Source organism: Paenibacillus sp. FSL R7-0312 (genome assembly GCF_038004445.1).
In the GTDB taxonomy this organism is placed as follows: domain Bacteria; phylum Bacillota; class Bacilli; order Paenibacillales; family Paenibacillaceae; genus Paenibacillus_AQ.
Genome location: NZ_JBBORE010000001.1, coordinates 990,178 through 1,017,091, shown reverse-complemented (window position 1 = coordinate 1,017,091; position 26,914 = coordinate 990,178). Strand labels below are relative to the sequence as shown.

The window sequence follows — 26,914 nt, the reverse complement described above, 5'->3', positions numbered from 1 at the left end:
GTAATCATATGAAAATCAAAAAGACATTAGATCGGATTCCCGGCGGAATGATGCTGGTTCCACTGTTCCTGGGCGCGATCATTCACACCGCTTTTCCTGATGCAGGTGAATATTTCGGAGGCTTCACCAAAGGCCTGATGACAGGAACCGTGCCGATTCTGGCCGTATGGTTCTTCTGTATGGGGGCAGCAATTGATGTAAGAGCAACCGGAACGGTACTCCGCAAATCAGGTACGCTAGTATTGACCAAGATTGCTGTAGCATGGGTTGTTGCTGTAATCGCTATCCAGTTCCTGCCTGAGGGCGGTGTACAAACCGGCTTCTTCGCCGGACTATCGGTTCTCGCCATTATATCCGCAATGGATATGACCAACGGCGGCCTGTACGCTTCCATCATGCAGCAGTATGGTACCAAAGAAGAATCCGGAGCATTCGTGCTGATGTCACTTGAATCCGGCCCGCTCGTAACGATGCTTATTCTGGGCAGCACGGGTGTTGCCGTATTCGAACCGCATCTCTTCATCGGGGCTGTGCTTCCGTTCCTGATCGGCTTCATCCTGGGTAACCTGGATCATGACCTGCGTGCTTATTTCGGCAAAGCCACCCAGACACTCATTCCGTTCTTCGGCTTCGCACTGGGCAGCTCGATTGACCTCGGCGTTATCGTTGACACTGGCCTGCTCGGCATTCTGCTTGGTGTAGTGGTTATCATTATTACAGGTGTTCCGCTGATCCTGGCCGACAAATTCATCGGCCGCGGTAACGGCACCGCCGGACTTGCTGCCTCCAGTACTGCCGGAGCTGCTGTCGCCAACCCTATGCTGGTGGCGAACATGAAGCCGGAATTCCTGCCCGCAGCCCAGACAGCCACGGCGCTGGTAGCCGCCTCGGTTATCGTGACGTCCATTCTTGTTCCAATCATTACTGCCTACTATTCTGATTACATGAAGAAGAAGAACCCGCCCGCAGCAGAGGGTCCTATAGATGCTAAGATTCAAGAAGCAGCGGTGTAAGACATCGGATAACAACATATTTAATACACATATAAGTGATTGAGATCTATGTTCTTTTAAACCTCCGGACGCTATTACGGCTGCTCCGGGGGCTTTTTTGTGATTAGGCTAGAGCTGGAAAAAGGCATGGCTGCAATCAATCTACATTTTACATAAAATTGATTTTATAGAAACAAATATGATTGATTAGCGTCTAAATATAGAAATCTATCATCCTTGGAGAGATTAAAAATGAAAAAACTATTGAAAATAGGAATATCAGGATTGGCCTTGACCCTAGTGTTTAGTGCGGGAGCCTATGCGGCTACAGTAGCTCCAAAAATAATTGTAAATGGTAATCAAGTGAAAATTCAGACTCAGCTTAAGATTATTAATGGTACGGTCTATGTCCCGATTCGGGCCATTTCAGAAGGATTTGACGCCAGTATTCAGTGGGACAATAGAAGTAAAACCGTTTATGTAGATTCTGATCCGAATTTCGGAATGGAGCGCAGCAACGTTGCTTATGTAGCAAACCGGAACTTAGCATACAGATGGATTATGGCTTATGACGAACGAGACCATCAAGGAGTTCTCGATGTAGTTACGCCTGATTTTAAGACTGACATCTACAACGAAAGCTTTCCAATAGGTACGTACAATATGGGAACGATTGTTGATATGAAGGCTGTTGCAAGTACAGACACCACCCTAACTGTGCGGATTGTTCAGAGAGTGACTGCAGAAGATGAGTACAAGGTGAAAGTGGAACGATGGAATTTTGTTTTTGGACAAGGGAAAATTAAATCCATGAAAATTGTACCGGACACTGCAAAATATCTGGACCGGTACACCCTTTTCCCGGGAGCTAACTTTGGAATATAGGTTCCTTACTCCGGGATCGCCCGGATCAAATCAACGTAATTAAGTCCTGTGTATTTAAATGTTTGTACAGTGCCATCACTAAGGGTGTGATGACCACTATAAACACCGTTGCTAAAACTAAAAGAATCCTTAAACATTTCGGATATATACACTGGTTTCACACCGCCGAATGTAGTTGCCGGATAACCGGGGATATCTGCCTCAGAAACCTGCCATACGGCTGTTGCTGTTCCCTCTTTGATCTCAACGACTGTTGTTATTTCTCCATTGCTGTAAATGTAGCGGGTGGCGTCATCAGAAGCAAAGGAATACAGGTAGTAATCGGATTGATCACTTTGTGCACTGGTGCCAGGCTTAAAGGAGTACATAACCGGCAACGAAATGGCGGCCAGACGGGCCTGCTGTATATCCGCTGAATGAATGGCCTGAGGATCACGAGTGAAATTCCCGGATTGAATGAATACAATTTCTCTTATCTTTTCATAATGCACACTGTATCCAAAAGCCTCACTGACAAACTTTGCCGGAACCATGAGGCGCCCGTTATAATTATTGGCTTCACTGTCCATTTGCACAGGTTGTCCATTTTTATAAGCAATGGGCTGGCCTTGGGTCATTCGGAAGATATCCTTGGAGGAATTCGTGATCGTTACAGTATGATCTGTAGCATTCCATGAATATTGGAGTCCTAAGGAAGCAAGCGCCCGGATTGGCAGCATGATTCTGCCAGACTGAATAAACGGATTAGTATCGGTGGAAATAAAAGAACCGTTGATGTTGACTTGGATAGGTCTTGTTGTTGATTGGGCTGGGCTGGCAGCGGAGGAGGCGGGGTTACTACTGGGAAATATGAATAAGAGGATCAGACAGACCGGAACTAACCTTTTTAAGAGAGTCATGAGTCATTCCTTCCTTCCATTTATTTGTATCTATTGATTATAACGTGAATTCAGGAGAATGTTAAAGATTGAGAATACACGGGCAAAGAAACAAGCCTTCCAGATGCCGTCAGGGCATAGGGAGGCTTTGTCAGGAACGCATTATTGTTATTTCTTCACCACAGGAATCCATACCTCACAGATCGATTCTTCATGGCTGTCATCCGTCCAGTAGTATTTCTCCATGCACGGTCCTTCCGCTTGCTCAAAGCCTGCCGAGGGGAACCACTCCGCATAAATTCTCCGCCACACATTCAGGATCTCCATTCCCATCTCAGTGTCCTCGGAATACGTATCACGGCTATCGAATACAGCATACGTCTGGTCAGGCACGCTCAGGTGGTCAAGCTCCTCCGGGACGTCCTGTCCTTCCGGCAACACGGTTCCCATCAGATACCGTTTCGTTCCATCCTCATTGAAGTCGTAATAATAGCCGAACAGCAGCGAACCTGCGGGTCTCCCGGCACATTCGTTAATCCGGTCATGCGTACCATCATTCCAGATTTTCTCTACGAACGCGGGTATTTCTGTGTAAGCATCCTTGTGAACGATAACCTCTTTTCCAATGACGAGGCAACCCTTCTCTTCCACCATCCGATAATTCATTTCAGTTTCTCCTTTGATCTGAATTTGAAAGGAGATGCGGGGAAACGATTTGAGCTTCACGTTCTGTTTCTTCGCCATATTCGGGGTTACCCCATGCACCCGTTGAAACGCTTTGGCGAAGGACTCCGGCGTCTCGTACCCATACTTCAGCGCAATGTCGATCACCTTGCCGTCCGTTCCGGCCAGCTCTTCCGCCGCCAGCGTCAGCCGCCTGTTGCGTACATATTCAGTAACGGTAAAGCCCGTCAAGGCATGGAACATCCGCTGAAAATGGTATTTCGAGGTCATCGCTGCTCCGGCGATATCCTCAACTCCTATGGCGGAGCTCAAGTTCTGCTCCACATAATCAATCGCCTGCTGAAGCAGCCGGATCGTCTCCAAATCCTCACCTTTCCTTTCAAGTTCATTGTAGAGAAACCGTCAGAGCGGTTCCTGACCGGGAATGCTTTGATTTGTCCATCCGTAGCTTCAGCTAAACCAGCTCCTGAGCAATCTCCCAAATATGTCCTGCGGGGTCTGCGAAGCTGGCTGTGCGGATGCCCCAAGGCCGGTTCATAGGCCCGCTAAGCAGGCTTACGCCGCATGCAGTTAATTCTGTGCATACCGCATCCACATCTTCTACGCGGATCGTGAACTGAAACCGTGATCCGGCCTCGCGGCTGGCAACGGCAGCGGGCTCAATCAGCCCGGGGGCTTCGGATATTTGCAGCAGATTGATGCTCATATTGCCGAAATCATAGACGGCCGAGTTCTCGTCCGCATACACATAGGCAAGGCCAAAGACCTCCTGATAGAACGCCATGGTCTGCGGCAGATCCTCAACGAACAACGTTACCACACTGATATTCCGTGATCCCAGGTTACTCATGTTTGTCATCGCTCCAATTCCTGTTCATATTTTACTTTCAAACACTCCTAGCGTTTTCCTCATATATTCCGTACGATGCGTTTCCTGAAACCCAAGGCTGTCATAGAGCTGTCTGCCCTCATTAGGCTGGGCAACCACCGAACCCGGGAAGCAGCCGACACGGACGCGCATTTCATGAAAAGCAGTGGCATACAACGAGTGGGCTGGAAGAAAATCTTCATCTGTATACAGCCTTACGGGAACCTCTTTCAGATATCCGCTATGAACGCTTCGGTAACAAGGACTACTCTACCGCCAGAGAATTATTAACCCAGGATGCGGAAGCTGGCACAGACCTCAGGTGCATTAGCCTCTGAGTCCTCCTAATTAAATTGAGACGTAGCTTATACATTTCAATGGAATTTAATTCTATTTATCGCCAGTGATTATTGCATAGAATAAGGGGTATTTCAACCAAATTGTACATTGAGGGCTGCAGACTGGATGTGGTGCGAACAAAAGCCAGGGCAGTTTCTCCGCTTGCGGACTACAGTTCCGTTATGTTGCTGAAATTACCTGCTGGGCAGCTGTCGCGGACTACAGAGTCTTTATTTCCCGGATTCCCCCGCAGATTGCCCCCTGCAACAGGGGATAAGGTCTTTTCAGTCCGCATGGTGCGGAAAAAGCCCTGATTTTGAAAATTAGCGGATTCTCAGTCCGCAAGTAGAGGCACGCGATTCACTACCCGATCAAAGTGTTTAACACCATAGCTTCAGCAGGCCAGCAAGCGTGCAGATTCAGGCCGATCTACATCTGCCGCTACCCCTGCCCACTGTCGTAATCTTGCTCTCCTATTTCAATATGCTGCATAAGCCAAAACGAATCGTTTATACTGGCGGTAAGAGGTGATGAGGGATGGAGCCGCAATTATTTGAGCGTATATATGAAACAGTGGTGCGGCGTGAGCCGACCTATGACGGTGTTTACTATACAGCGGTGCTGACGACACGTATTGTCTGTCGGCCTTCCTGCCGGGCAAGAACGCCGAAGGCAGCCAATGTGGTATTCTACGGCTCCTTGCAGGAGGCTGTCCGCGAGGGATTCCGGCCCTGCAAAAGATGCCGCCCCGAAGAAGGCGGCACCCTCAGGCCGGATGCCGTGCTGGCGGCGCAGGCGGATGCCATTATGGACGGGCAGTTCGGGAGCAAGCTGACACTGCAGTCGATGGCGGAGCAGCTGAAGGTCAGCCCGTTCCATCTGCAGCGGACCTACAAGCGGGTAACCGGCCTGTCGCCTGCTGCCAGACTGGATGATCTGCGCGCGGGGGAAGCCCGCAGGCTGTTGACAGAGACGGATACAGGCATTGCCGATGTAGGCAAGGCAGTTGGATTCCGCAGCGCGTCCCACTTCGCAGCCTGGTTCGTCAAGAAATCCGGTCTGTCCCCTACGGAGTATCGCAGTAAGCATAATGAGGGAGGAAATTAGGATGAATATGAATATAAACCAGAGTCCGAACCGGAACATGATATATCACCATACCCTGAATCTCGGAAATCGGGAATGGACCCTATGGGCCAGCAACAAGGGACTTATCCGCGTGTCCTATCCGCAGGATGGAGGGCAGCTGCCGGCCGCCTGGCTGAAGATGTATGCTCCGGACTATGAATTCCTGGAGGGTGCCAGGAGGTTTGAGCAGCTTGGGGTTATAGAGCTGCTGCGCCGTTATTTTGATGGAGAAACGGTCGATTTCAACAGTCTTGCGCTTGATCTATGGGGCACTCCGTTTCAGCAGGAGGTATGGCGGGGGCTGCTTACGATCCCGCATGGTGAGGTTGCAACCTACAAGGAGTTGGCTGCACGGATTGGCAGACCGCTGGCGGTCCGTGCTGTCGGTACGGCTAACGGACAGAATCCGCTGCCGGTCATTGTGCCCTGCCACCGGGTGATCGGTGCGAACGGCACATTAACGGGTTACCGGGGCGGTCTGCAGCTCAAGCAGGAGCTGCTTCAGCTGGAGGGAATTCTAAATGTGAAGGCGGCGGGCCATGAACGATTTGCTTTTTGAGCTGCCGCTGCCGGAGGATTTCAACCTGGACGCCTGTCTGGAGTACATGAACCGTTCGCCGCTGGAATGCCTGTTCCAGACGGATGACTCGGGAGTGACCCGGATGTTCAAGCTGGAGGACGGCCCGGTCCTAATCCGGTTAAGTGTGCCTGAAGGCAACAGGCTGAGCGTAACCCGGCTGCACGGCGCTGTCCCCGGCGTCCTGGAGCAGGAATGGCTGGCCCGTTATATTGTAGAGTGGTTCGATCTGGACCGTGATCTTACCCCGTTCTACCGGCTGGCGGAAGCAGATCCTCTGCTCCGGCCGCTGGCAATTCAGCACCGGGGGCTGCGGATTATCGGCATCCCGGATCTGTTCGAGGCATTATGCTGGGCGATTCTGGGCCAGCAGGTGAACCTGGCTTTTGCCTACAGGCTGAAGCAGCGGCTGACCGAAGTGTATGGAGAATCTCTGGAGTGGGGAGGCCGGACCTACTACCGGTTCCCCGGACCGGGGGTCTTCTCGGAGGTGCAGATCGAAGAACTGTGCGCCTTGCAGCTGACCCGCAGCAAAGCACAGACGATCCTCACGGTCGCCTCGCTGATCGCAAGCGGAGAGCTGAGCCGTGAAGAGCTGCTGGCGCTTCCGTCTCCGGCCGCCGCCGAGCAGCGGCTGCTGCAGATCCGCGGGATCGGCCCGTGGACCTCGCAGTATGTACGTATGCGCTGCCTGCGGGATAGCTCCTCATATCCCGTCGGCGATGTCGGCCTGCAGAACGTGATCAAGTTCCTCACCGGTATGGACCGCAAGCCTACGCCTGCGGAACTGCTCGTCCTGGCCCAGCCCTGGCAGGGCTGGGAGGCTTACGCCACATTTTATCTGTGGCGGGCATTATATTAGCGCGCGGCAGGTGCGGAGTCGTGACGGCCAAAAGCACTGTCTCACCGGATGATCCGGGAGACAGTGCTTTTTGTATCCTGCGCCTGAAGAGTTCACCTTAGCCGGCTTGAGCTTTATTGCGCCCGCTTCGTGAAGATCTGGAAGCATACGCCGAACTTATCGGTAACCATGCCATAGGCCGGACTGAAATAAGCCGGAGCCAGCTCGATATCAACCGTTCCGCCTGCCTTGAGCGAGTGATACAGCTGCTGCGCTTCTTCAGTGGTATCCACCGTGATACAGATGGTGATGCCATTGCCATGACTCAGCGGCTGGCCAACCTCCTGATCTGCAACGAAAAACTTGGTGTCACCCACCAGCAGGACGGAATGAGCTATACGCGCTTTTTCCTGTTCGGTCATCGGGAAGTCAGGGTTCTGCGGGCCTTCGCCCACAGTTTGCTTGAAGAGCAGCGTAGTACCCAGCGCCTCCTGATAAAAGGCAATTGCCTCACTTGCTGTACCGTCCACCAGAATAAAAGGGTTGATTTGCAGGGTCATGCCTAATTCGCTCCTTATGATGTTCAATTTGCCTTAGCTAACCGGCTTGATTATAGTGTAGTGTATGATAGTGACAGGTATTGTCATAGTTAGAATAATAAATGGAGTGAAGCTCATGTCTAAAGCCAAAAGACTGCTGGATCTGATGATGACAGTCAACCGCAAGCGGAAATTCACCGTCAAAGAGCTGGCCGACGAATTCAATGTATCCTCCCGGACCATCCTCAGGGATTTGCAGGAGCTGGGGGAGTTAGGCGTTCCGCTTTATTCCGAAGTGGGACCGCATGGAGGCTATCAGGTGCTGAACGAAAGAATTCTGCCGCCGATCGCGTTCACGGAGGAGGAGGCGGTGGCGATTTTTTTCGCCAGCCATGCCCTGCGCCACTACAAGTATCTCCCCTTCAAGGAGGAATCATTAGCTGCCCGGCATAAATTCTATAACTATATGTCCGGCGATGTCCGTGACCGGATTGACGAGATGAAGAACCGGATTGATTTCCTCACCCCGGCGAGACAGGCGGAGTTCCCCTATCTGTCTCTGTTGCTGGAAGCGGCCACCGGTCAAAAGGTGCTGCTGATCGATTATGAAACGAAGGGGCAGCGTAAGGAGAGATGGATTCAGCCAGTGGGCATCTACGCCCATAATGGCTTGTGGTATTGCCCGGCCTATTGCTTCCTGCGCGGCGATATCCGTGTATTCCGCTGCGACCGGATTCAGTTTGCCGGATACGGCGAATCGGGGCCGGAAGCGCTTGATCTGAAGCATGTCCATTTGGGAAATAAGGATGATTACAGCAGTCAAACTCAGCAGGGTGATAAAAGCATTGTCCGGCTGTTCGTTGAACTGGGGAATGGAGGCGTACAAGCCTGCGAAGCCGAGGTATGGTCCTCACCCCTGCTGCATATCCGCGGGGATGGCACGGGCTGGCTGGAAGGGGATATCCCGCAGAGCGATCTGGGCTTCTTCGCGCGTTTCGTAATCGGCCTCTGCAATGAGGCCACAGTACAGGAGCCGCCGGAGCTGGTGGCGGAGGTGAAGCGGACGCTGGCGGGAATGCTGGCGCAATATAAGTAGAGGGACAGGCTGATGATTAAGTATTTATGTATCCGGATGGACCCCGGGCGGACAAGATAGATAGAGTCTACACTTTATTTGGTAATAGTTATAAGCTGTTTATCTACAAATTCTATAGACTCTGTCAGCGGATCGAAGGATGGCAGATGAAGAGCCCGGTCAAGCAATGCATTGCGTTCCATCCACGTCTCACTATCCCAGCAGGAGTATATCTCTATACTTTCTCCTTCAGACAGATGTTCGTCCATGAGGGAGAGCAGCAGGTTTAGGCACTTTAAGTTTTGTTGGTAGAGTTCAGGATAACCCGCGCGGATTTCCTCAGTGATATTGCAAGCCTCGCCATTGAAGCCGTAGACATAGGGCTTAGTGATGATCTTGTTCTCTCTGAAGGGCGGGTAGAGGAACTCTCCAATCTCTAGCCCTACAGCATCCAGTTCGGTTTCATACACCTGTACCTTGGTGTCATTCAGATGAGATAAGTCTATAATATTATGAAGTGCGTTCTTGTCATCCGTCAGGTGAATTTCTGAGTACTTTTGGTACGAATAATGATAGCCGAAATATCCGGTCGGCAGCGGCCAATCCGCTCCTAGGAAATGTGCCAGTGTCATTGTAATTCCACCTCATCATAGGTAATTATGCATCGTTAAAATGCTATCCCAGCCACACTTCCGCCAGCCTGCGGATTCCCTCATCAATCAGATCCTCGGCAATCCCGCCGAAGCCCAGAATGAATTCCGGTTCATCGCAGTCCGGCTTATCACACCACGTATACGACATAGGCGTAACACGGATACCTTCGGCTTCCGCTGCTGCAGCAAGCTCCCGTGCACTGCCCGCTGCGGGCGGTTTCAGGGTCAGGAGAAGATGAAATCCGGCATCCCGTCCGCTGACGGCTGCTGCATCGCCGAAATAGCGCTGGACCGAGCGCAGAAGCAGGTCATGCTTGCGCTGATAGAGCAGCCGCATCCTGCGCAGATGTTTCTCGAAGTGCCCTCTTTCCATAAAATAATGCAGCGCAATCTGATGCAGCCGCGAAGCCGAGTGCTCCAGATACAGCTCGCTTCTCAGGCTGTGATAGAGCGGCAGCAGCTCCTCCGGCAGAACCATATAGTGAATGCACAGGGCAGGAGTTACCGATTGCGCGAAGCTGCACATATAGATTACCGGACTGTCCGCTTCAAGTCCCTGAAGCGCAGGAATGGGCCGTCCATGATAGCGGAACTCCCCGTCATAATCATCTTCAATGATATAGCCGCCCGCTGACCGGGCCCAATCCAGCAAGGCGAAGCGTTTGGCTACCGGCATCGCCATGCCTCTGGGAAACTGATGGGAAGGGGAGATGTATACGGCGTCAGCCCCGCTTCGGTACAGCTTCTCTATCATCAGCCCGTCTTCCTCCAGCGGAATGGGCATAATCTCATAACCACCGCGTTTGAATGCTGCGGGCAGCAGGTGATACCCCGGGTCTTCTATTCCGAGCCGCGTCACCCGTTCTTTAAGCATTAGGCATAACAAAGAGCACAGCGTATACTGGTCGCCGCCGACCACAATTTGCTTCTCTGTACAGCGCAGCCCACGGAACTGCCGCAAATGGGCGGCAATGCTCCCGCGGAGCGCCGGCTCCCCCTGCGGATCACCATACTGGAGCAGGTCCGGATTCGCGAGCTGTTCCTGGTAGAGGCTGCGCCATATTTTATGCGGAAATAAAGAGAAATCATTCCGTGACATGTGGAAATCATATGCGTATTGCCGCGAATCGCGCGGAGTAATGGGACGGACAGCCGGACGTGGCCGCTCTTCGGCTTCTGCAGGGCTGCCATTCCTATGGACTGGCAGGATAGTGTAACCGCTGCGCGGTTTGCTGGCGATGAAGCCCTCGGCAAGCAGCTGCTGGTAGGCAAGCTCGACAGGAGTGGCGCTGATACCGCATAATGCCGCCAGGCGGCGGATGGAAGGCAGGCGTGTACCACTGGGGAGAGCGCCGCCGATAATCTCTTTTGCAAAATAATCATAGAGCTGTATATAGTAAGGAATTTCGCTGTGATCATTCAGAGTAGGGACAAGCAGCATCATACACCTTCGAATCTGTCCTTTGAAATTAGACGTTTTTGTATATTTTATAGTATGCAGATCTGCATTACCATAAGAGCTATAACAACAGTCGGGAGATGACGGGAATGACCAGACATTCAGCGCTTGTAACAGGCAAAAAGGTATATCTGCGCCCGCTTAACGGGGAAGACGCCGAATTGTATTACCATATGTTCTACGGCACGGAAGTCCGCAGACTTACAGGTACGAAAAAGCATATCACCAAAGAGCAGATAGAGAATTATATCGCGCGCAAATCAGGGGACGACAGTACGGTGCTGCTGCTTATCGCCCTTAGGGAGACTGATGAGGTGATCGGCGATATCGCCATTCAGGATATAGACCCTGACAACCGCAGTGCAAATCTGCGGATCGCCATCGGTGAGGAGCGGCATCAAGGACAAGGGTATGGACGGGAAGCACTGCTGCTGATACTGGACTACGGCTTCGGCATTCTGAATCTGCACCGGATTGAGCTGGAGGTCTATAGCTATAATGCCCGCGCTGCGCATGTGTATGAATCAATCGGTTTTGTCCGTGAGGGTGTACGGCGCCAGACGCTCTATTATAACCATGAGTACCATGATGTGATTATGATGGGCATGCTGGATAGCGAATACCGTGAGCGGTATGTGAAATAGGGAGGGTAAAGCGGACCTGCGAAAGCTGATTCAACAATAACGCAGGTCCGGAAGAATTGAAGAGACTATGTACAAAAATGTTAATAAATAAACGTATTCTTGACTCTCTTTGACCGCAGGAAATAGGGGATCCAGATCACAGCATAAATGAAGGACCGGAAGATATCCGTATAAGAGGTATCATCCGGTATGATACCGGAAAGAGTAGTCTGTACATGGCTGAACATGAAGGTATCTATGGTATTAAGTAAGATGTTATATACAATGAAAGATATAGATATGTATTTGAATAATTTTTTATGTTTGAGACCCAGGTACAGAATGAACAGGATCATTACGACCTGAATACATACTAATACCGTTTCTATCACAAGACTAGGAAGCATTGAAGCGACGTAGTAGCTACTGTCAGGGTCGGTAAGAAGCTTAAGGCCTTCAGAGCCGAATAATGAGAAATTACCATAAAGCATTCGCACACCCGCGAAGAGTGAGAGAACAATACCTATTGCGAAAAGTCCTAACCAGCCTCCGGAGCCGGAAGGCTCTGATTCATCTGCGGGCTGGTCTGAGGATTCCAGGACCCCTTCGGAAGCAGCGGCGGCCTCATCATCAGCTGGTCTAGCTTTCTTGACGCGCAATGGCCTAATTAATCCGCCGGTCGCCCACCCGATAATTCCTCCAAGCCCTCCAATCACAATAGAAATAATAACGTTAGGATCTGCTGCATAAGTTCTATGTAGAATAAAACCTATGACGAAGAAGATAATGCCCAGTCCTGCTTTTGCCACTTCATCACCTCATCATATCCGCATTGGCTGCGGGATTTTTACTATGACGTTTATATCGACAATTCCCACTAGTTCCTTTAATTTACTTGTTATATTTTAGGCGCTAGTTCTTTATTTTTACTGTGGCGGTGAGGGTGTGGATAGTAATCATGTGAAATAAAGTATCAAGGTCAAATAAGGTCAAATAATTAATAATGTTAAAATTTATACTAAAAAACGAGCCGAAACGCCGGGATTTACGGGATTTTCGGCTTATATGAGTTTTGTCATCCGTGTAGCCGGCGACTATAATAAAGCCATAGGTCAAATAAAGTCAAAGTCAAACCAACAACAAATTCAAAGTCAAATGAGAGGAGAATGGATAATGTTTGATTTGGTTCCTTTTGGTAAACGCAGAGATGATGCTTTTGGTGTGCTGGCTAAGTCGCTTAACGAAGTGTTTAATGATGATTTCTTTGCACCGCTGACAAGCTCCACGCTGTCCTTCCGGACAGACATCCGCGAGAGTGAAGGGGCGTATCTGATTGAGGCCGAGCTTCCGGGCTTCAAAAAAGAAGAAATCGACATCGATTATACCAGCCCTTACTTGACGATCAAGGCAGTACGCAAAGAAGAGAACAGCGAGGAGAACAAGGAACATCAGACTGTGCGCCGGGAACGGCGGTATGGTGAGTATGTGCGCCGCTTCTACGTTCAGGATATTGCGGAGGAAGGTATCCGCGCTTCACTCAAAGACGGGATGCTGAGCCTGGAAGTGCCGAAACGGCAGAAGTCGCAGGGCAAACGGATTGAAATTCAGGATGGCGGACATTCTTCAGACGCGCAGCTTCAGTAAGCGGCAGGTGCAGCTTACTGGTGAACGGTCTCCGGGGGAAGCGGAGAGCCGGAGCGCCGGGGAAGGATGTAGGAAGGCGAAGGAAGCAGGACTTCCAAGTCTGGCTGAAGCAGCCGGGTTCAGCGGGGTTCCCGGGCTAAGCGGCTTCTGCCGCCGGCCTATCCGGTCCCCTGCGGCAGAGTGGTTTCGCCGGGCTTTTCATATAGCATGATCATACAGGGCGCATTGTAGTGGGGATACCGGCTATGATGCGTCTTTTCCCGGAGAAAGGGACTTGGTGAATAATCATCGGCACCGGGAATAGGCTTGTTACAGGGCGGAATGCTATAACCTATAGAATAAGCTTCCCAATATACGAAAGGAGGAGGTACCAGTGGCGGCAAATTATTACGAGACTCTGGGCGTCGGCAGGCAGGCCTCGAAGCAGGAGATCAAAAAAGCTTATCAGAAGCTGGCTAAGAAGTGGCATCCCGATGTCAACAAAGCCCCGGAGGCAGAAGCCAGATTCAAGGAAGCAGCCGAAGCGTATGAAGTGCTGGGTGATGAAGAGAGGCGGAAAATCTATGATGAGGAGCTGCGCTACGGGGCCGGCTACGCTGGGGCAAGGGGTCCGCGGAGCGGCGGGACAGCCTCCTCCGCGTCCTGGGAATCGCCTTTTGGCGCGGGCTGGAGCAGCGGCGCTGCTTCCGGCAGCAGTATTCCCGAAGAGGATCTGTTCGGGATGTTCTTCGGCAGCCGGGGGGCAGCGGACCGCGCCGGCTTCGATTTCTTCTCCGGCAGTGGCGGTGTCCGCCAAGGGGGAAGCCCTTGGGCGGATGAGTTCAGTACGATGCAGGCCCAGCTTGAGATTACGCTGGAGCAGGCATACAAAGGCGGAAATATCAGCGTTCAGGCTGCAGGCAAAGACCTGAGTGTGCAGATTCCGGCACGCTCGTCCGAAGGGACGGTGATCCGGGTTCCCGGCGGCGGAAGCGGGGCGGGACAGGGAGGCGACCTGCTGGTCTCGCTGCATCTCCTGCCCCATGACATCTATGAACCGGACGGCGGCGGGGATTTACTCGGCACGGTAGAGATTGCCCCCTGGCAGGCTGTGCTTGGCGGAGAAGCCAAGGTGGCCCTGCCGGACGGCAGCCAGGTGAAATTGAAGATCCCCGCAGGTATGGCAGGCGGCCGAACGCTGCGCCTCTCCGGCAAGGGGCTTAAGCGTCCTAATGGAACGAATGGTGACATCCTGTTCCGGATCGAGATCGTTATTCCGGCGGATACCTCGGAAGCGGAGAAGAAGCTGTACCGCCAGCTGGCCGATTCCGGCAGCTTCCAGGCCGGAGCCAAACGGCAGCCTCCCGGCGGGGCACAGCGGCGCAGAGCGACAACGGGGTAATGATGAATATATAACGTCGGTTATCCGGCTGACTGACATATGGAATGCTGCAGCTGGGGCTGCAGCGGCATAATTTTACGGAAAGGCGATGATCTTATGGATTTCAACAAGCTTACACAGAAGCTGCAGGAAGCCGTCGCAGAGGCCCAGTCCCTGGCTGCGGCCAGCGGACATCAGGAGATTGATAATCTTCATCTGCTGAAGGCACTGCTTCAACAGCATGAGGGCCTGCTGCCGAGGCTGCTGCAGAAGATGAATATTCCTGCTGCTGAGCTGCTGCAGGGTACAGAGGCGCTGCTTCAGCGGAAGCCCAGCGTAAGCGGAAGCGGAGCGGGCACGATGCGGCGGTATGCCTCGCCCGCGCTGATTGCCATGCTGGAGCAGGCCGAGAAGGAAGCGGCCAAGATGCAGGACGAATTCGTAGCCGTAGAGCATGCCGTGCTGGCGATGGTCTCGGATTCCGGCAGCGGGAACCGCGAGCTGCGCGGGCTGTTCACGGGCATGGGCGTTACCCGGGAGAAGTTGCTAGGGGTGCTGGCCGAGATCCGCGGACACCAGCGGGTGACGAGCCGGGAGCCGGAGGCCACCTATGAGGTGCTGGAGAAATACGGCCGGGATCTGGTGGCCGAGGTGCGGGCGGGCAAGATTGATCCCGTGATCGGACGCGATGCGGAGATTCGCCGGGTCATCCGTATTCTCTCCCGCAAGACCAAGAACAATCCTGTGCTGATCGGGGAGCCCGGCGTAGGTAAAACCGCGATTGTAGAAGGGCTGGCTCACCGGATTGTGCGCCGGGATGTGCCGGAGGGGCTGAAGGATAAGACGATATTCTCACTGGATATGAGCGCACTGATTGCCGGTGCCAAATACCGCGGGGAATTCGAAGAGCGGCTGCAGGCCGTACTGAAGGAAATCCGTGAGAGTGACGGCCGGATTATTCTGTTCATTGATGAGCTGCATACGATTGTCGGTGCCGGTAAGACCGAAGGGGCCATGGACGCGGGCAACATGCTGAAGCCGATGCTGGCCCGGGGTGAGCTGCATTGTATCGGGGCGACGACGCTGGATGAGTACCGCAAATATATCGAGAAGGACCCGGCGCTGGAACGCCGCTTCCAGCAGGTGCTGGTCAGCGAGCCGGATGTTGAGGATACCATCTCCATTCTGCGCGGCCTGAAGGAACGCTTCGAGGTACATCACGGAGTCAAGATCCATGATAGCGCGCTCGTCGCGGCCGGAGTCCTGTCGAACCGCTATATTACCGACCGGTTTCTGCCGGATAAGGCGATTGACCTGGTGGATGAAGCCTGCGCGATGATCCGCACGGAGATTGATTCCATGCCCGGTGAGATGGATGAGGTGACCCGCCGCCTGATGCAGATGGAGATTGAAGAAGCTGCACTCAAAAAGGAAACCGACGATGCCAGCAAGCGCCGTCTGGAAATCCTGCAGCGGGAGCTGGCCGACCTCAAGGAGAAGCATCTGGGCATGACCGTCCGCTGGGAGAAGGAAAAGTCGGCGATCCAGGGCATCCGCGAGCTGAAGAAGCGGTTAGAGCAGGCGCGCAAGGATCTGGTCGATGCACAGGAGATCTATGATCTGAATAAGTCGGCTGAGCTAAGCTATGGGATTATTCCTGATCTGGAGCGGCAGCTGAAGGCCGCAGAGGAAGCCGCGCAGCAGGATCAGGAGACCCGGCTGCTGCGCGAAGCCGTGACGGAAGAGGAGATCGCCGATATCGTCTCCCGCTGGACCGGCGTTCCGGTCAGCCGCCTCGTGGAAGGCGAGCGGGATAAGCTGCTGCGGCTCGAAGATACGCTGCATGAGCGGGTAGTCGGGCAGGATGAGGCCGTCCGGCTGGTCGCGGATGCGGTGCTCCGGGCAAGAGCAGGCATCAAGGACCCGAACCGCCCCATCGGTTCGTTCCTGTTCCTGGGGCCGACCGGGGTCGGTAAGACCGAGCTGGCCAAGGCGCTGGCGGTATCGCTGTTTGACCGCGAGGACGGTATGATCCGTATCGACATGTCGGAGTACATGGAGAAGCACAGTGTCTCCCGCCTCGTCGGTGCTCCCCCGGGATATGTCGGCTATGAAGAAGGCGGCCAGCTGACCGAAGCGGTACGGCGCCAGCCGTATACTGTTGTGCTGCTGGATGAGGTGGAGAAAGCCCACCCCGATGTCTTCAACATTCTCCTGCAGCTGCTGGATGACGGTCGGCTGACCGACTCGCAAGGCCGGGTGGTCGACTTCAAGAACACGATCATCATTATGACCTCTAATATCGGCTCGCCGCATCTGATTCAGGGTACCGATGACAACGGTGAGCTGACCGAAGCTGTTAAAGACCGGGTGATGAAGGAGCTGAGCGGCCACTTCCGTCCGGAGTTCCTCAACCGGGTGGACGATATCGTGATGTTCAAACCGCTGACGCTGGGCGAAACCCAGCAGATCGTGGTTAAGCTGGTGAACGGTCTGCGCCTCCGCCTGGCAGAACGGGGCATTGGCCTTACGCTGAGTGACAAGGCCGTCCGCTTCATTGCCGAGGAAGGCTTTGATTCCGTGTACGGCGCAAGACCGCTGAAGCGGTTCATCCAGCGCAGTCTGGAGACTCGGGTGGCGCGTGCGCTGATCGCCGGAGAAGCAGAGGAAGGCTCAGTGCTGACGGTGGACGAAGCTGACGGTGAATTGACTGTCACTATAGTGAAACCGGAAACTGCGAAGACGGTTGGCTGACTCTAAAATGTGAACTGACCCGGCCGATGCCTCCGTAAGGCTGCAGCTGCAATCCGCAAAGAAAAAGCGTTCCGCCTTAAGGCTGGAGCGCTTTTCTTTTTATTTTCGACTTAAATCCTGCAGAAAATACAACATTTTCTTCAATAAATCGGCCCATATCGAGAATTGTTGCAGGAAATACAGCATTTCATCTTCTGCAAGCGGCTAACTCAAAGGATTATTGTATTTCATACAACAATCCTCCCGCATACCCGGTTATTTATGAATCCGGGTTGTAATATTTACAACATTTATACCTGTTACCTGTATACCTGCCCCATACAGAATGAACTTCATAGTCCAAATAGCCGATTGGCGGGAGCACTGCCTCAGCAGGCCGCGATTAAGCGGTTATTGGTTACTTGTTTGGCCGAAATCCTAAGTGTGGTGTATATAGAAACTCTACTATCCCCGCCGCCTATTCGCTCCAGGGCATCAGATGGGGATGCTGGTCGAGGATAGACAGGTATTGTTCCTTCCAGCCATATTGGCCGTCCGGGTCCAGCAGCATATAGCGCAGATATTTCTCCAGCCGATATTCCGGCTTCGACCAGCCGAGATGCTTCAGCCGCAGATTGCTTAACTGATGGGACAGCTCAAAAATATTCTCCGGCAGCCGCCCGCAATGCTGCGGCAGATCGTTCCAGAGATAAGTGAAGTCTTCCCGGTAGCGGAGCAGGAACGGCCGGTAGCTCTGATGGGACCGCCAGTACATATCTTCGCGGTAATGAGTGTCATCCCAGAAATCGTAGAGCCGGAAGCAGAACAAGTCACAATTGTCCGTACGCAGCAAGCCATCCACTTCTTCCGGGAATCCGGCCTCGAAAATTTCATCAGCATCCAGACTCAGAATCCACTCCGGATTCGTCTGAAGGACCGCCTCCCACTGCTGCTTGCGCAGCTCGGATTCATTGCTGAATCTGGAGACGTTGTTGCGTATCAGATGCAGCGGAATGCCCTGAAGTACCTCCCGGCAGATATCCGCCGTGTCATCCGTGCTGCCATCATCGATAATGACGGCTTCATCGATATATTTGCGGTGCTCCTGCAGAACCTGCCGCAGAAACCGCGAGCCCTCATTCTTGACGATCATCGTAAGCGTCAGCTTGGGCCGCCGGACAGCTGCTGAATTAGCAGCCGCTCCGGAGAAGCCGGTCGCCGCTCCATGCTCAGCGCCCCGCCTTGCTGCATCTGCACCGTCTGCCGCGTCCGCGCCTCCGGCCGCAGCCGCATCAGCGTCCGCTGCCGGACCGCTGCCCGGCAGCTCGATCTCGCCGCCGCCCTCTGGCAGCGGCTCCTTGGACAAGCGCCGCCGGGCCTCCGCCTCGGTCCACAGCGCATCCCACTCCGCGCTCGCATCCAGCGCTCTTTTGTCCGCGGGCGCTGCATCGGCAGCGCCATGCATGTCTGAACCGTCTGCCGCGCCGCTGCTGTCCGAAGGCGCAACCTCGCGCGCCGCGGCTTCAGCTTCCGCGCCGCCGGCCTGAGCGCCAGCTTCGTCCGCGTCACCCCGTCCCGCCCCCGGCGCATTCCGCGCCTCGTGCCCTAGCTCTGCCTCATTTAACTCGGCATCGCTCCGCTCCGCCTCGTGTTGCCCATTCGGCCTTGTGATCGCTTCGCCCTTCCCTTCCCGCTCAAGCTCCGCCCTATACCGCGCATCCCGCTCCGCTTTCCCGTCACCCCCCACCGTCTCCGGCGCATCCGGCGACTCCGGTCCCGCTCCAGCCTCCGCGCCTGAAGTCTGCCGGATGAACTCCGGCACCTTGAGCAGGTCGCTGTCCCTGTAGAGATGCAGCGCCGGGTAGTGGGTATCGACATACAGCGGAATGCCAAGCGCCGCTGCACGGATGCAGAAATGGCGGTCTTCTCCCCAGTAGGAGATGTTGTGAATCCGGTCGTAGCTGGCACCGGAAGCGATAGCACGGCTGCTGATCAGGGTGCAGGCGCCGAGCCCGCCGACTTCATAGATTCCCGGCTGCTGCATCTTCATCAGGAAGGCGTGGAAGCGCCGGTTGATCTCATCATGTGAGAGCTGCTCTCCCGGGAGCACCTCCCACTGGTTGTATTCGTCATGCATCCAGACCTGCGGCTGCAGCAGAGTACCCGGCTGCCACTGGGTCCAGAATACCTCAGAGATTATGTCCTTGTCCGTACGGATCAGATGCAGCAGTGTATCCGGATGAAGAATCAGATCGGAGTCGATCAGGAACAGATAATCATAGCCGAAGGCTTCGGCCCGCCGGATCATCAGGTTCTTGAACCCGGCCACCTTCCAGACCAGATTGGAATTCCAGAAATGGGTCGTATCATCGCGGATATAAGCATCATGAAATCCTGAAGATTGCAGGAAGACCGTTCTGCCGCTCTGGGCGAACTGCTGGAGCAGTTGACTCGAAGCTTCGTCCGGGTTGTCATCAATCAGATAGAAATGCAGCTCAATATTGGTCAGGTTCAGGCGCAGCAGAGAATTCAGGAATTGCTCAAGAATTGCCGGTTTTTGATGGATCGGGCTGCCAAGCAGAACTAGGGTCCGGTTCCCGTTCATAGCCAGCCACCCCAGGATAAGGTCAACATTAATAGAACATCCCCTTGGATTCGCAAATAGATGATATGAAGTATATGTATTCAATATATTAAGAGAAGTACGGGACTAATCCCGGTTTTTCAAAAAATAGAGACCCGAGAGGAAATATATGGATTGGTGTCTGCCTGAGAGCTGTTGTACAATACCGCATAGACAGGAATAGACATTCTGCAGACTGAAGGACAGGAGTGAGAGAATGGACAAGTCACCGTTAAAAGTACAGCAATTAATCAACCTGCTCCTGGCGATGAATCCGCGCGCCGGGGTTTTTCTGCATACTGCGGATGGAGAACTCCGGCCGCTGCTGGACGAGGATGTACAGGAGATCTATGCGCCTGAGCAAGCGGCCAAGACCGTGGCTCATATCGGCGTTCCCGCAGGCACTTCAGCCGGAGAGGCGGAGGAGACCTTATGAAGCTGGCTCGAATAAGACTGGAACAAGGACAAGAGATCCGGCTCGAATTATTTGACCAGGAGACCCCCGGAACCGTAGCCAATTTTGAAAAGCTCGCGAACAGCGGCTTCTACAACGGTCTGACTTTTCAGCGCGTTGTCCGCGGCTTTGTCGCCCAGGGCGGCTGTCCGGAGGGTACCGGCCGGGGCGGCACGGACAAAATCGCCTGTGAAACGCAAGGCAATCCGCATAAACATGTGCGCGGGGCGTTATCCATGGCCCATTTCGGGCCGGGCACGGGCTCCTGCCAGTTTTTTATCTGCTACGATGCGTTCGATTATCTTGACGGCTGGCATACGGTGTTCGGCAGAGTAATAGAGGGAATGGAGCATGCGGATGCCCTACGGCGCGGGGATCTCATACAGGAGATCAGCGTATGGGATGCCGGCATTCCTCAGCTGTAACAGCAGGCGGTTGTTCAAATTTTCACAGGTGGAAAATTAATACATTGTAATCCCGACTATTCCGATATATAATAACTTTCACAACGAGTGAGATAGCTCATAGACATGGAGGAGAGAGATAATGCGCAAAGGGATATCAGGGGTTGTCATTCTAGTTCTACTAACACTAATGATTAGTGCATGCTCTAATGGAAATAACGCGGCATCGACAAATGCGGGTGCAAGCCAGACACCGGCGGAAACGCAGCAGCCTGCTGCCAGCGAACCGAAGGATGGCGGAAGCTTGATTATAGGGGTCGCTTCTGATCCGGTTGTACTGAATCCGAACTATGCGGGTGACCGTGTCAGTCTGACGATTGACCAGGCACTGTATGCTCCGCTGTTCCAGGTGAATAAGGGGGAGAAGACCTTTTACCTGGCAGAGAGCCTGACACCTTCAGAGGATAATCTTACGTACACACTGAAGCTTAAGGATGGACTTACCTGGCATGACGGAGAGAAGCTTACGGCGGATGATATCGTGTTCACCATTGACAGCATTCTCGACGAGAAGCAGAACAGCTTCCTGAGAGCCAACTTCCTGATCGGCGACCAAGCCATCAAGGCGGTTAAAGTGGATGATCTGACTGTTGACTTCCAGCTTCCGCAGGTCAGCCCGGCTTTTGAAGCGACACTGGTACAGGTGTTCCCGATTCCAAAGCATATTTTTGAGAATGAAACCGACATTGAGAAGAGCACCAAGAACGCTGCTCCGGTAGGTTCCGGTCCCTTCAAATTCAAAGAATACAAAGCCGGTGAGTATCTGACACTGGAACGATTCGATAACTACTTCGGCGGCAAGCCGCATCTGGATTCGGTAACTTACCGGATTGCCAAGGATACCAATGCTGCGAACCTTGCCCTGCAGAACGGCGAGATCAACGTGCAGTATCTTGATCCTAAGGATGTAGCCACCATTCAGGCAACGAACAATTTCGAAATTCTGCCTTACAGTGAAGGCCGTCTGGCTTATCTGATGTTCAATGCGAACAGTGATACCGGTGCACTCGCCAAAAAAGAAGTCCGTCAAGCCCTGTCCCTGGCCCTCAGCCGTGATGAGCTGATCCAGACAGCGTACACTTCCAGTGAATATGCTGACCCGGCGAAGTCATTCCTGACTCCGGACGCGCTGTATTTCACGAATGAAGTAACTACCTTTGACAATGATGCCGCTAAGGCTAAGGAACTGCTGGCGTCTGCCGGAGAGAGCAACCTGAAGCTTCGTTACATTGTACAGAGCGGTAACAAGGCACAGGAAGCGATCTCGCTGTATGTGCAGCAGAAGCTGAAGGCTGTCGGCGTGGAAGTGGAACTGCAGAACATGGATTCCTCGGCCTGGGTGCAGAAGTTCATCGATCTGAAATCTACCGACTACGAACTGGCATTGACCGGTTATATCATGGGATATGATCCCGATGCTTACCGTATCCTGTTCACTACGGACAGCTCTTCCAACTACTCGCATTATTCGAACAGCGAGGTTGATAAGCTAATGAATGACGGTGCAGGCGAAGCTGATCCGGCACAACGCGCAGAGATCTACAAGAAAGCGCAGGAGCTTGTCGCTGAAGATGCACCGATCTACCCGATCGCGTATACTAAAACAGTTGTAGCTGTATCGAAGAACTACGGCGGCATAGATGAAGCTGTATTGAAGCCGGTCGTTATCTTTGAAGACCTGTCCAAGATCTACCAGAAATAATCCGCCCCAAAAAATAAGCACGGCAAAAAAATAAGCTGGGTTCTTCCAGCTTATTTTTTGCCTGTCAAGAGCTGGGAGAAGCTGCGTATGAGACAACTCATCGTCCGAAGGTTGCTGCAAACACTGCCGATGCTGTTTTTTGTATCCGTAGTGTGTTTTACAATGATTAAGCTGGCTCCGGGAGATCCGGTGCTGTCTTTCGTTACGCCCAATATGCATGCCGATGATATTGAGCGTATCCGCCATAATCTGGGGCTTGATAAGCCCGCCTATATTCAATATTTCATCTGGATCAAGGAAATGGTGCAGGGCAACTTCGGATATTCCCTGATCAATCACCAGCCGGTGCTGGGACAGATTCTGGAACGTTTGCCGGCTACAGCCGGGCTGATGGGCAGCGCCATTGCGCTGGCGGTTATTCTGGCGATTCCGCTAGGCCTCGTGGCCGGTGCGAACCGCAACCGCTGGGTAGACAAGCTGATTAACTTTATTTCCTATGTAGGGATCTCCATTCCGTTATTCTGGCTGGCGATCCTACTGATGTATCTGTTCGCCATTAAGCTACATCTGCTGCCGAGTATGGGGATGCGCACGATCGGTGTGGAATCGCCGCTGGATGTGCTGAAGCACGGGATCTTGCCCTGCTCGGTGCTGGCCTTCGGCTTCCTGGCCGGATATGTGCGTTATATCCGCTCCAGCACGATTGGACAATTGAAAGAGGAATATGTGCAGATCCAGTATGCTTTTGGCTCGAAGAAATCGACAATCCTGTTCCGTCATGTCCTGAAGCATGTGCTGCTGCCGGTCATTACTCTGCTGGGCATGTCTATGGGAGATCTGGTGGCCGGGGCCATCGTCACCGAGACGGTATTCTCGTGGCCGGGCATCGGGTCGCTGGGGATGACGGCGGTTAAGGGGATGGATTATCCCGTCATTATGGGAATCACCTTATTTTCTTCCTTAATGCTGATCCTCGGTAATATGGTGGCAGATATTCTCTACAGCTTCGTCGATCCGCGAATTAAATTAAAGGGGTGACCTCATGAATCGCAGTAAATGGAAAAATCTACAGTCAGAGCTGTTTACGAACGGTCTGGGTGTCGCTGCTCTTGCTGTATTGGCTATCTTTACGCTGGGGGCTATCTTTGCCTTCCTGTCCGGATATGACCCGAATGCTATGGATGCCATGGCCCGCCTCACCAAGCCGGGCGCCGGACATCTGTTCGGAACGGATGACTATGGACGCGATTATCTGTCCAGAGCGCTATATGGCGGCCGTGTCTCGCTGCTGGTCGGGTTTGCTTCCATGATCGTGGCTACCTTCGTGGGTGTGATGGTTGGTGTGATCAGCGGATACTTCGGCGGCTGGCTGGATAATCTGCTGATGCGGATGCTGGATATCATCATGTCGATTCCGTCCTTTCTGATCCTCCTGCTGCTCAGTGTCTATTTGAAGCCGAGCATCGGCAATCTGATTATTATTATTGCCTTGTTAATGTGGATGAACGTGGCCCGCGTTGTGCGAGCGGAGACCCTTACGATCAAGGAACGCGAATATGTGCTGTACGCCAAGGCTTCCGGCCAAAGCTCCTTCGGCATGATCTGGCGGCATATCCTTCCGGGCCTGGTACCGGTGATTATCGTCGGCGCAACGAATAATATTGCATCGGCCATTATGATGGAATCGTCGCTGAGCTTCCTCGGCTTCGGGGTACAGCCGCCGAACGCCACCTGGGGCAGCATGCTGAACAGCGCTCAAGGGTATATTGCAGAGGCGCCTTATCTGGCACTGTTCCCTGGGCTGATGATCCTGCTGACCGTTCTGAGCTTCAATGTGCTGGGTGATATTTTGCGGGTCGGCTTTGAACCAAAGCTGATCCGGAGATAGGAGAGTGGAACATCATGACTGAACGGCTGTTGACTGTTGAGAATTTGCAGGTTTCATTTGCTACCCGGGGCGGCGAGAATCAGGCCGTCCGCGGCGTTAGCTTCCATATAGATGCCGGTGAAACGGTGGGGATTGTCGGAGAATCGGGCAGCGGCAAAAGCGTTACCGCCAAGGCGGTCATGTCCCTGATCACGCCGCCGGGCCGCATGACTGCCGGTAAGCTGGAGTTTCGCGGCGAGAGTCTGAAGGGGCTCACGGAGAAGCAGTGGCGGACCCTGCGCGGCAACCGGATCGCGATGGTCTTTCAGGACCCGATGACCTCGCTGAATCCGGTCAAAAGAATAGGCCAGCAATTAACCGAAGTCATCCGCAGACACCGGGGACTCAATAAAGCAGAGGCGTATGCCGAGGCGGCGGAAATCCTCCGCCAGGTCGGCATACGTGATCCGGAACAGCGCCTGAAGCAGTATCCGCATGAATTCAGCGGAGGTATGCGCCAGCGGGTTATGATCGCGATGGCGCTCTCCTGCCAGCCGGAGCTGCTGATTGCCGATGAGCCGACCACGGCGCTGGATGCGACGATTCAAGCGCAGATTCTGGATCTGTTCAAGGAACTGAAAGAACGGTCGGACACCGCGGTGGCGCTGATCACCCATGACCTCGGTGTCGTGGCCCAGGTCTGCACGCGGGTCATTGTGATGTACGGCGGGCTTGTTATGGAGGAGGGCGCAGTGGAGGATATCTTCTATCGTCCCCAGCATCCGTATACCCAGGGTCTGCTGCGTTCCATTCCGAAGCGCGGCGGAGGATCACGGGAGCGGCTGATTCCAATTGAAGGCACACCGCCGGATCTGCTGAATCCGCCGCCCGGCTGTCCGTTTATGGACCGCTGCCCGCATGCTTTTGCCCGCTGCTGTGAACGTCCGCCGGTAATAGAGCTTGCACCTGGCCACCGCTCAATGTGCTGGCTGGCCGAAGGCGCAGAGCAGCAGGCGGCAGTTACAGTGGGGAGGGATTCCGGTGAGTGAGAGCAAGGTGCTCGTAGATGTGAACAATCTGAGGAAGCATTTCTCCAAGGGCAAGGATATACGCGGGCGCGATACGGCTGTGCTTAAGGCCGTGGACGGCGTCAGCTTCCAGATCCGCCAGGGCGAGACCTTCGGACTGGTGGGTGAATCCGGGAGCGGCAAGTCAACGGTTGGCCGCTGTCTGCTCCGCCTGTACGATTATACGGACGGCGAGGTATTCTATGACGGGCAGCCGCTGGGCAAGCTGGGCGAGAAAGGGCTGAAGCCGTTCCGCAGACGGATTCAGTCGATTTTTCAGGACCCGTACTCTTCACTGAACCCCAGCCTGAATGTGCTGGAATTGATCAGTGAGCCGATGCGTATCCATGGACTCTACCCAGGTGAAGAGCGCAAGGAAGCCGTGGCGGAGCTGCTGGAGAAGGTTGGTCTCAAAAGAGAGCATCTCTACCGCTTCCCGCATGAGTTCAGCGGGGGGCAACGCCAGCGGATTTCCATCGCCCGGGCGCTGTCGGTCCGGCCCGAGTTCGTCGTCTGCGACGAGCCGATCTCGGCGCTGGATGTCTCTGTGCAGGCCCAGGTCGTCAATATGCTGGAGGATCTGCAGTCCGAATTCGGGCTGACCTATCTGTTCATTGCCCATGACCTGTCGATGGTCCGGCATATCTCTGACCGGATCGGTGTCATGTACGGCGGCCGCCTCGTTGAGGTTGCGGAGAGCGATGAGCTGTATGACAATCCGCAGCATCCGTATACCAAAGCGCTGCTGTCTTCCATTCTGGAGACAGACCCGCTGAAGGCCAGCCAGCGAATCCGGCTGGATGCCTACTCGGTAACGCGCGGGGATGATGAAGGCGCTGTGCTGCGGGAAGTGAGCCCGGGGCATTACGTGGCTGGTGATTTTACGGACTGAGTTCAGGGAATGCCTGAGCAATGATCAATTGATCAGGATATGAGCACTCATATGGATAAGGAGGATCTAGAATGACAGAAACGAAGAACAAGGTAAAGTTATCGCAATGGGATGCCCTGCTGGTGGAATCGCTGCGCTCTCTGGGCTGGTCCGATGAAGAACTGCTGCGGCGGGTTGCCGAAGGCGATCTGCCTGCCGACGAGAGTGAATACGAGTTCGATTACGGGCAGCTGTCCACGCTCGCTGGTGAACAGCCGGAGCTGTTCCGCCAGGCCGTGACCGAAGGCTACCAGATCAAATACAACACGATCCGCGGCATCCGCAGCTGGATTGCCGTTGCGCTTCGCACCGAGCCGAAGCTGGAGCTGGAGGAAGGCCGCGAAGCAGTCGAAGCGGTGTTGTCGGAATCACAGAAGCAACGGCTGGAGGAAGTATTATCCTTCGGCTGGCAGATTACCGGCGGCGGAACAGCAGCAGATGGCGGCAACGCCACTTACCGGATCGAGCCGATCCAGCGGTAACAGCAGAGCTGAGCAGCAGAAACAAGCTGCATAATTAGGTGTATGT

27 protein-coding genes are annotated in these 26,914 nt (G+C 53.8%); 19 read left to right on the top strand and 8 right to left on the bottom strand.

The annotated features are described in order from the left end of the window. Positions 1-8 precede the first annotated feature (8 nt). Both kdgT and MKX70_RS04320 read left to right on the top strand, forming a co-directional pair. Complete coding sequence (kdgT, locus tag MKX70_RS04325; protein ID WP_042231799.1) at positions 9-1,013, top strand: 2-keto-3-deoxygluconate transporter; 1,005 nt, start codon at positions 9-11, stop codon at positions 1,011-1,013. Between the two features lie 231 nt (positions 1,014-1,244). Next, positions 1,245-1,877 carry a copper amine oxidase N-terminal domain-containing protein gene (locus tag MKX70_RS04320; RefSeq protein ID WP_042231801.1) on the top strand — a complete coding sequence of 211 codons (633 nt, stop codon included), beginning with the start codon at positions 1,245-1,247 and terminating at the stop codon, positions 1,875-1,877. A 5-nt stretch (positions 1,878-1,882) separates the two neighbouring features. Here the strand turns inward: MKX70_RS04320 and MKX70_RS04315 are convergent, their stop codons facing one another. The 3 genes from MKX70_RS04315 to MKX70_RS04305 form a co-directional block, all read right to left on the bottom strand. Continuing rightward, positions 1,883-2,776 carry a copper amine oxidase N-terminal domain-containing protein gene (locus MKX70_RS04315; RefSeq protein ID WP_081956338.1) on the bottom strand — a complete coding sequence of 298 codons (894 nt, stop codon included), beginning with the start codon at positions 2,774-2,776 and terminating at the stop codon, positions 1,883-1,885. 147 nt (positions 2,777-2,923) lie between these two features. Beyond that, a complete protein-coding gene (locus tag MKX70_RS04310; RefSeq protein WP_042231803.1) occupies positions 2,924-3,802 on the bottom strand; it encodes an AraC family transcriptional regulator in 879 nt (292 codons plus the stop codon). 91 nt (positions 3,803-3,893) lie between these two features. Then, entirely contained in the window at positions 3,894-4,289 is a 396-nt protein-coding gene (locus tag MKX70_RS04305; RefSeq protein WP_042231804.1) for a VOC family protein, read from the bottom strand. 894 nt (positions 4,290-5,183) lie between these two features. Between MKX70_RS04305 and MKX70_RS04300 the strand changes: the two genes are divergently transcribed. From MKX70_RS04300 to MKX70_RS04290, 3 genes are read left to right on the top strand one after another with little or no spacing between them, the layout of a single operon-like run. Then, positions 5,184-5,753, top strand: a complete 570-nt coding sequence (locus tag MKX70_RS04300) for a bifunctional transcriptional activator/DNA repair enzyme AdaA (protein WP_042231806.1) — start codon at positions 5,184-5,186, stop codon at positions 5,751-5,753. Between the two features lies 1 nt (position 5,754). Then, positions 5,755-6,333, top strand: a complete 579-nt coding sequence (locus MKX70_RS04295; RefSeq protein WP_042231808.1) for a methylated-DNA--[protein]-cysteine S-methyltransferase — start codon at positions 5,755-5,757, stop codon at positions 6,331-6,333. Then, positions 6,314-7,213 carry a DNA-3-methyladenine glycosylase family protein gene (locus tag MKX70_RS04290; RefSeq protein ID WP_042231810.1) on the top strand — a complete coding sequence of 300 codons (900 nt, stop codon included), beginning with the start codon at positions 6,314-6,316 and terminating at the stop codon, positions 7,211-7,213. The genes MKX70_RS04295 and MKX70_RS04290 overlap by 20 nt, the downstream gene beginning before the upstream one ends. A 113-nt stretch (positions 7,214-7,326) precedes the next feature. Here the strand turns inward: MKX70_RS04290 and MKX70_RS04285 are convergent, their stop codons facing one another. Then, complete coding sequence (locus MKX70_RS04285; RefSeq protein WP_042231812.1) at positions 7,327-7,752, bottom strand: VOC family protein; 426 nt, start codon at positions 7,750-7,752, stop codon at positions 7,327-7,329. Between the two features lie 115 nt (positions 7,753-7,867). On the opposite strand from MKX70_RS04285, the gene MKX70_RS04280 reads away from it, so the two are divergent. Continuing rightward, positions 7,868-8,827 carry a helix-turn-helix transcriptional regulator gene (locus MKX70_RS04280; RefSeq protein WP_042231814.1) on the top strand — a complete coding sequence of 320 codons (960 nt, stop codon included), beginning with the start codon at positions 7,868-7,870 and terminating at the stop codon, positions 8,825-8,827. A gap of 74 nt (positions 8,828-8,901) precedes the next feature. Here MKX70_RS04280 and MKX70_RS04275 read toward each other — a convergent pair whose 3' ends face one another. Then, positions 8,902-9,438, bottom strand: coding sequence for a hypothetical protein (locus MKX70_RS04275; protein WP_042132872.1), 537 nt, complete (start codon positions 9,436-9,438; stop codon positions 8,902-8,904). 43 nt (positions 9,439-9,481) lie between these two features. Then, entirely contained in the window at positions 9,482-10,903 is a 1,422-nt protein-coding gene (gene pdxR / locus MKX70_RS04270) for a MocR-like pyridoxine biosynthesis transcription factor PdxR (RefSeq protein WP_331281892.1), read from the bottom strand. A 104-nt stretch (positions 10,904-11,007) separates the two neighbouring features. Here pdxR and MKX70_RS04265 point away from each other — a divergent pair, with 104 nt between their 5' ends. After that, positions 11,008-11,562, top strand: coding sequence for a GNAT family N-acetyltransferase (locus MKX70_RS04265; RefSeq protein WP_042231819.1), 555 nt, complete (start codon positions 11,008-11,010; stop codon positions 11,560-11,562). An 80-nt stretch (positions 11,563-11,642) separates the two neighbouring features. Here MKX70_RS04265 and MKX70_RS04260 read toward each other — a convergent pair whose 3' ends face one another. Further along, entirely contained in the window at positions 11,643-12,350 is a 708-nt protein-coding gene (locus MKX70_RS04260) for a DUF2569 domain-containing protein (protein WP_042132875.1), read from the bottom strand. A 364-nt stretch (positions 12,351-12,714) separates the two neighbouring features. Between MKX70_RS04260 and MKX70_RS04255 the strand changes: the two genes are divergently transcribed. The 4 genes from MKX70_RS04255 to clpB all read left to right on the top strand — a co-directional run bounded on the left by MKX70_RS04255 (position 12,715) and on the right by clpB (position 17,299). After that, positions 12,715-13,185 carry an Hsp20/alpha crystallin family protein gene (locus MKX70_RS04255; RefSeq protein WP_042231820.1) on the top strand — a complete coding sequence of 157 codons (471 nt, stop codon included), beginning with the start codon at positions 12,715-12,717 and terminating at the stop codon, positions 13,183-13,185. Continuing rightward, the gene (locus MKX70_RS04250) at positions 13,151-13,396 is read left to right on the top strand and encodes a hypothetical protein (protein WP_042231823.1); all 246 of its coding nucleotides are present in this window, start codon (positions 13,151-13,153) and stop codon (positions 13,394-13,396) included. Before MKX70_RS04255 ends, MKX70_RS04250 begins: the two co-directional genes overlap by 35 nt. Positions 13,397-13,558: 162 nt before the next feature. Continuing rightward, positions 13,559-14,566, top strand: coding sequence for a DnaJ C-terminal domain-containing protein (locus MKX70_RS04245; protein ID WP_052415900.1), 1,008 nt, complete (start codon positions 13,559-13,561; stop codon positions 14,564-14,566). A 96-nt stretch (positions 14,567-14,662) separates the two neighbouring features. Then, positions 14,663-17,299 carry an ATP-dependent chaperone ClpB gene (gene clpB, locus MKX70_RS04240; protein WP_340839587.1) on the top strand — a complete coding sequence of 879 codons (2,637 nt, stop codon included), beginning with the start codon at positions 14,663-14,665 and terminating at the stop codon, positions 17,297-17,299. 457 nt (positions 17,300-17,756) lie between these two features. Here clpB and MKX70_RS04235 read toward each other — a convergent pair whose 3' ends face one another. Beyond that, positions 17,757-19,883, bottom strand: a complete 2,127-nt coding sequence (locus tag MKX70_RS04235; protein ID WP_063840057.1) for a glycosyltransferase family 2 protein — start codon at positions 19,881-19,883, stop codon at positions 17,757-17,759. A gap of 235 nt (positions 19,884-20,118) precedes the next feature. Here MKX70_RS04235 and MKX70_RS04230 point away from each other — a divergent pair, with 235 nt between their 5' ends. The 8 genes from MKX70_RS04230 to MKX70_RS04195 all read left to right on the top strand — a co-directional run bounded on the left by MKX70_RS04230 (position 20,119) and on the right by MKX70_RS04195 (position 26,868). Then, on the top strand, positions 20,119-20,337 hold the full coding sequence (locus MKX70_RS04230) for a hypothetical protein (RefSeq protein ID WP_042231828.1): 219 nt from the start codon (positions 20,119-20,121) through the stop codon (positions 20,335-20,337). Further along, a complete protein-coding gene (locus tag MKX70_RS04225) occupies positions 20,334-20,780 on the top strand; it encodes a peptidylprolyl isomerase (RefSeq protein WP_042231830.1) in 447 nt (148 codons plus the stop codon). The genes MKX70_RS04230 and MKX70_RS04225 overlap by 4 nt, the downstream gene beginning before the upstream one ends. 121 nt (positions 20,781-20,901) lie before the next feature. Then, positions 20,902-22,521, top strand: coding sequence for an ABC transporter substrate-binding protein (locus tag MKX70_RS04220; protein ID WP_042231834.1), 1,620 nt, complete (start codon positions 20,902-20,904; stop codon positions 22,519-22,521). 87 nt (positions 22,522-22,608) lie between these two features. Beyond that, positions 22,609-23,559 (top strand): ABC transporter permease, encoded by a 951-nt coding sequence (locus tag MKX70_RS04215; RefSeq protein WP_039300002.1) that lies wholly within the window; start codon positions 22,609-22,611, stop codon positions 23,557-23,559. A gap of 4 nt (positions 23,560-23,563) precedes the next feature. After that, positions 23,564-24,409, top strand: coding sequence for an ABC transporter permease (locus MKX70_RS04210; RefSeq protein WP_039300005.1), 846 nt, complete (start codon positions 23,564-23,566; stop codon positions 24,407-24,409). A 14-nt stretch (positions 24,410-24,423) separates the two neighbouring features. After that, a complete protein-coding gene (locus MKX70_RS04205; protein ID WP_042231835.1) occupies positions 24,424-25,437 on the top strand; it encodes an ABC transporter ATP-binding protein in 1,014 nt (337 codons plus the stop codon). Beyond that, on the top strand, positions 25,430-26,347 hold the full coding sequence (locus MKX70_RS04200; protein WP_042231837.1) for an ABC transporter ATP-binding protein: 918 nt from the start codon (positions 25,430-25,432) through the stop codon (positions 26,345-26,347). Before MKX70_RS04205 ends, MKX70_RS04200 begins: the two co-directional genes overlap by 8 nt. 71 nt (positions 26,348-26,418) lie before the next feature. Continuing rightward, positions 26,419-26,868, top strand: a complete 450-nt coding sequence (locus tag MKX70_RS04195) for a hypothetical protein (RefSeq protein ID WP_042231839.1) — start codon at positions 26,419-26,421, stop codon at positions 26,866-26,868. Positions 26,869-26,914 lie beyond the last annotated feature (46 nt).

Excerpts from the sequence above, each read along its gene's own strand:
- kdgT (WP_042231799.1), top strand. The coding sequence starts at position 9 with ATGAAAATCAAAAAGACATTAGATCGGATTCCCGGCGGAATGATGCTG.
- MKX70_RS04320 (WP_042231801.1), top strand. The coding sequence starts at position 1,245 with ATGAAAAAACTATTGAAAATAGGAATATCAGGATTGGCCTTGACCCTA.
- MKX70_RS04315 (WP_081956338.1), bottom strand. The coding sequence starts at position 2,776 with ATGACTCTCTTAAAAAGGTTAGTTCCGGTCTGTCTGATCCTCTTATTC.
- MKX70_RS04305 (WP_042231804.1), bottom strand. The coding sequence starts at position 4,289 with ATGAGTAACCTGGGATCACGGAATATCAGTGTGGTAACGTTGTTCGTT.
- MKX70_RS04300 (WP_042231806.1), top strand. The coding sequence starts at position 5,184 with ATGGAGCCGCAATTATTTGAGCGTATATATGAAACAGTGGTGCGGCGT.
- MKX70_RS04295 (WP_042231808.1), top strand. The coding sequence starts at position 5,755 with ATGAATATGAATATAAACCAGAGTCCGAACCGGAACATGATATATCAC.
- MKX70_RS04290 (WP_042231810.1), top strand. The coding sequence starts at position 6,314 with ATGAACGATTTGCTTTTTGAGCTGCCGCTGCCGGAGGATTTCAACCTG.
- MKX70_RS04285 (WP_042231812.1), bottom strand. The coding sequence starts at position 7,752 with ATGACCCTGCAAATCAACCCTTTTATTCTGGTGGACGGTACAGCAAGT.
- MKX70_RS04280 (WP_042231814.1), top strand. The coding sequence starts at position 7,868 with ATGTCTAAAGCCAAAAGACTGCTGGATCTGATGATGACAGTCAACCGC.
- MKX70_RS04275 (WP_042132872.1), bottom strand. The coding sequence starts at position 9,438 with ATGACACTGGCACATTTCCTAGGAGCGGATTGGCCGCTGCCGACCGGA.
- pdxR (WP_331281892.1), bottom strand. The coding sequence starts at position 10,903 with ATGATGCTGCTTGTCCCTACTCTGAATGATCACAGCGAAATTCCTTAC.
- MKX70_RS04265 (WP_042231819.1), top strand. The coding sequence starts at position 11,008 with ATGACCAGACATTCAGCGCTTGTAACAGGCAAAAAGGTATATCTGCGC.
- MKX70_RS04255 (WP_042231820.1), top strand. The coding sequence starts at position 12,715 with ATGTTTGATTTGGTTCCTTTTGGTAAACGCAGAGATGATGCTTTTGGT.
- MKX70_RS04250 (WP_042231823.1), top strand. The coding sequence starts at position 13,151 with ATGGCGGACATTCTTCAGACGCGCAGCTTCAGTAAGCGGCAGGTGCAG.
- clpB (WP_340839587.1), top strand. The coding sequence starts at position 14,663 with ATGGATTTCAACAAGCTTACACAGAAGCTGCAGGAAGCCGTCGCAGAG.
- MKX70_RS04235 (WP_063840057.1), bottom strand. The coding sequence starts at position 19,883 with ATGAACGGGAACCGGACCCTAGTTCTGCTTGGCAGCCCGATCCATCAA.
- MKX70_RS04230 (WP_042231828.1), top strand. The coding sequence starts at position 20,119 with ATGGACAAGTCACCGTTAAAAGTACAGCAATTAATCAACCTGCTCCTG.
- MKX70_RS04225 (WP_042231830.1), top strand. The coding sequence starts at position 20,334 with ATGAAGCTGGCTCGAATAAGACTGGAACAAGGACAAGAGATCCGGCTC.
- MKX70_RS04220 (WP_042231834.1), top strand. The coding sequence starts at position 20,902 with ATGCGCAAAGGGATATCAGGGGTTGTCATTCTAGTTCTACTAACACTA.
- MKX70_RS04215 (WP_039300002.1), top strand. The coding sequence starts at position 22,609 with ATGAGACAACTCATCGTCCGAAGGTTGCTGCAAACACTGCCGATGCTG.
- MKX70_RS04210 (WP_039300005.1), top strand. The coding sequence starts at position 23,564 with ATGAATCGCAGTAAATGGAAAAATCTACAGTCAGAGCTGTTTACGAAC.
- MKX70_RS04205 (WP_042231835.1), top strand. The coding sequence starts at position 24,424 with ATGACTGAACGGCTGTTGACTGTTGAGAATTTGCAGGTTTCATTTGCT.
- MKX70_RS04195 (WP_042231839.1), top strand. The coding sequence starts at position 26,419 with ATGACAGAAACGAAGAACAAGGTAAAGTTATCGCAATGGGATGCCCTG.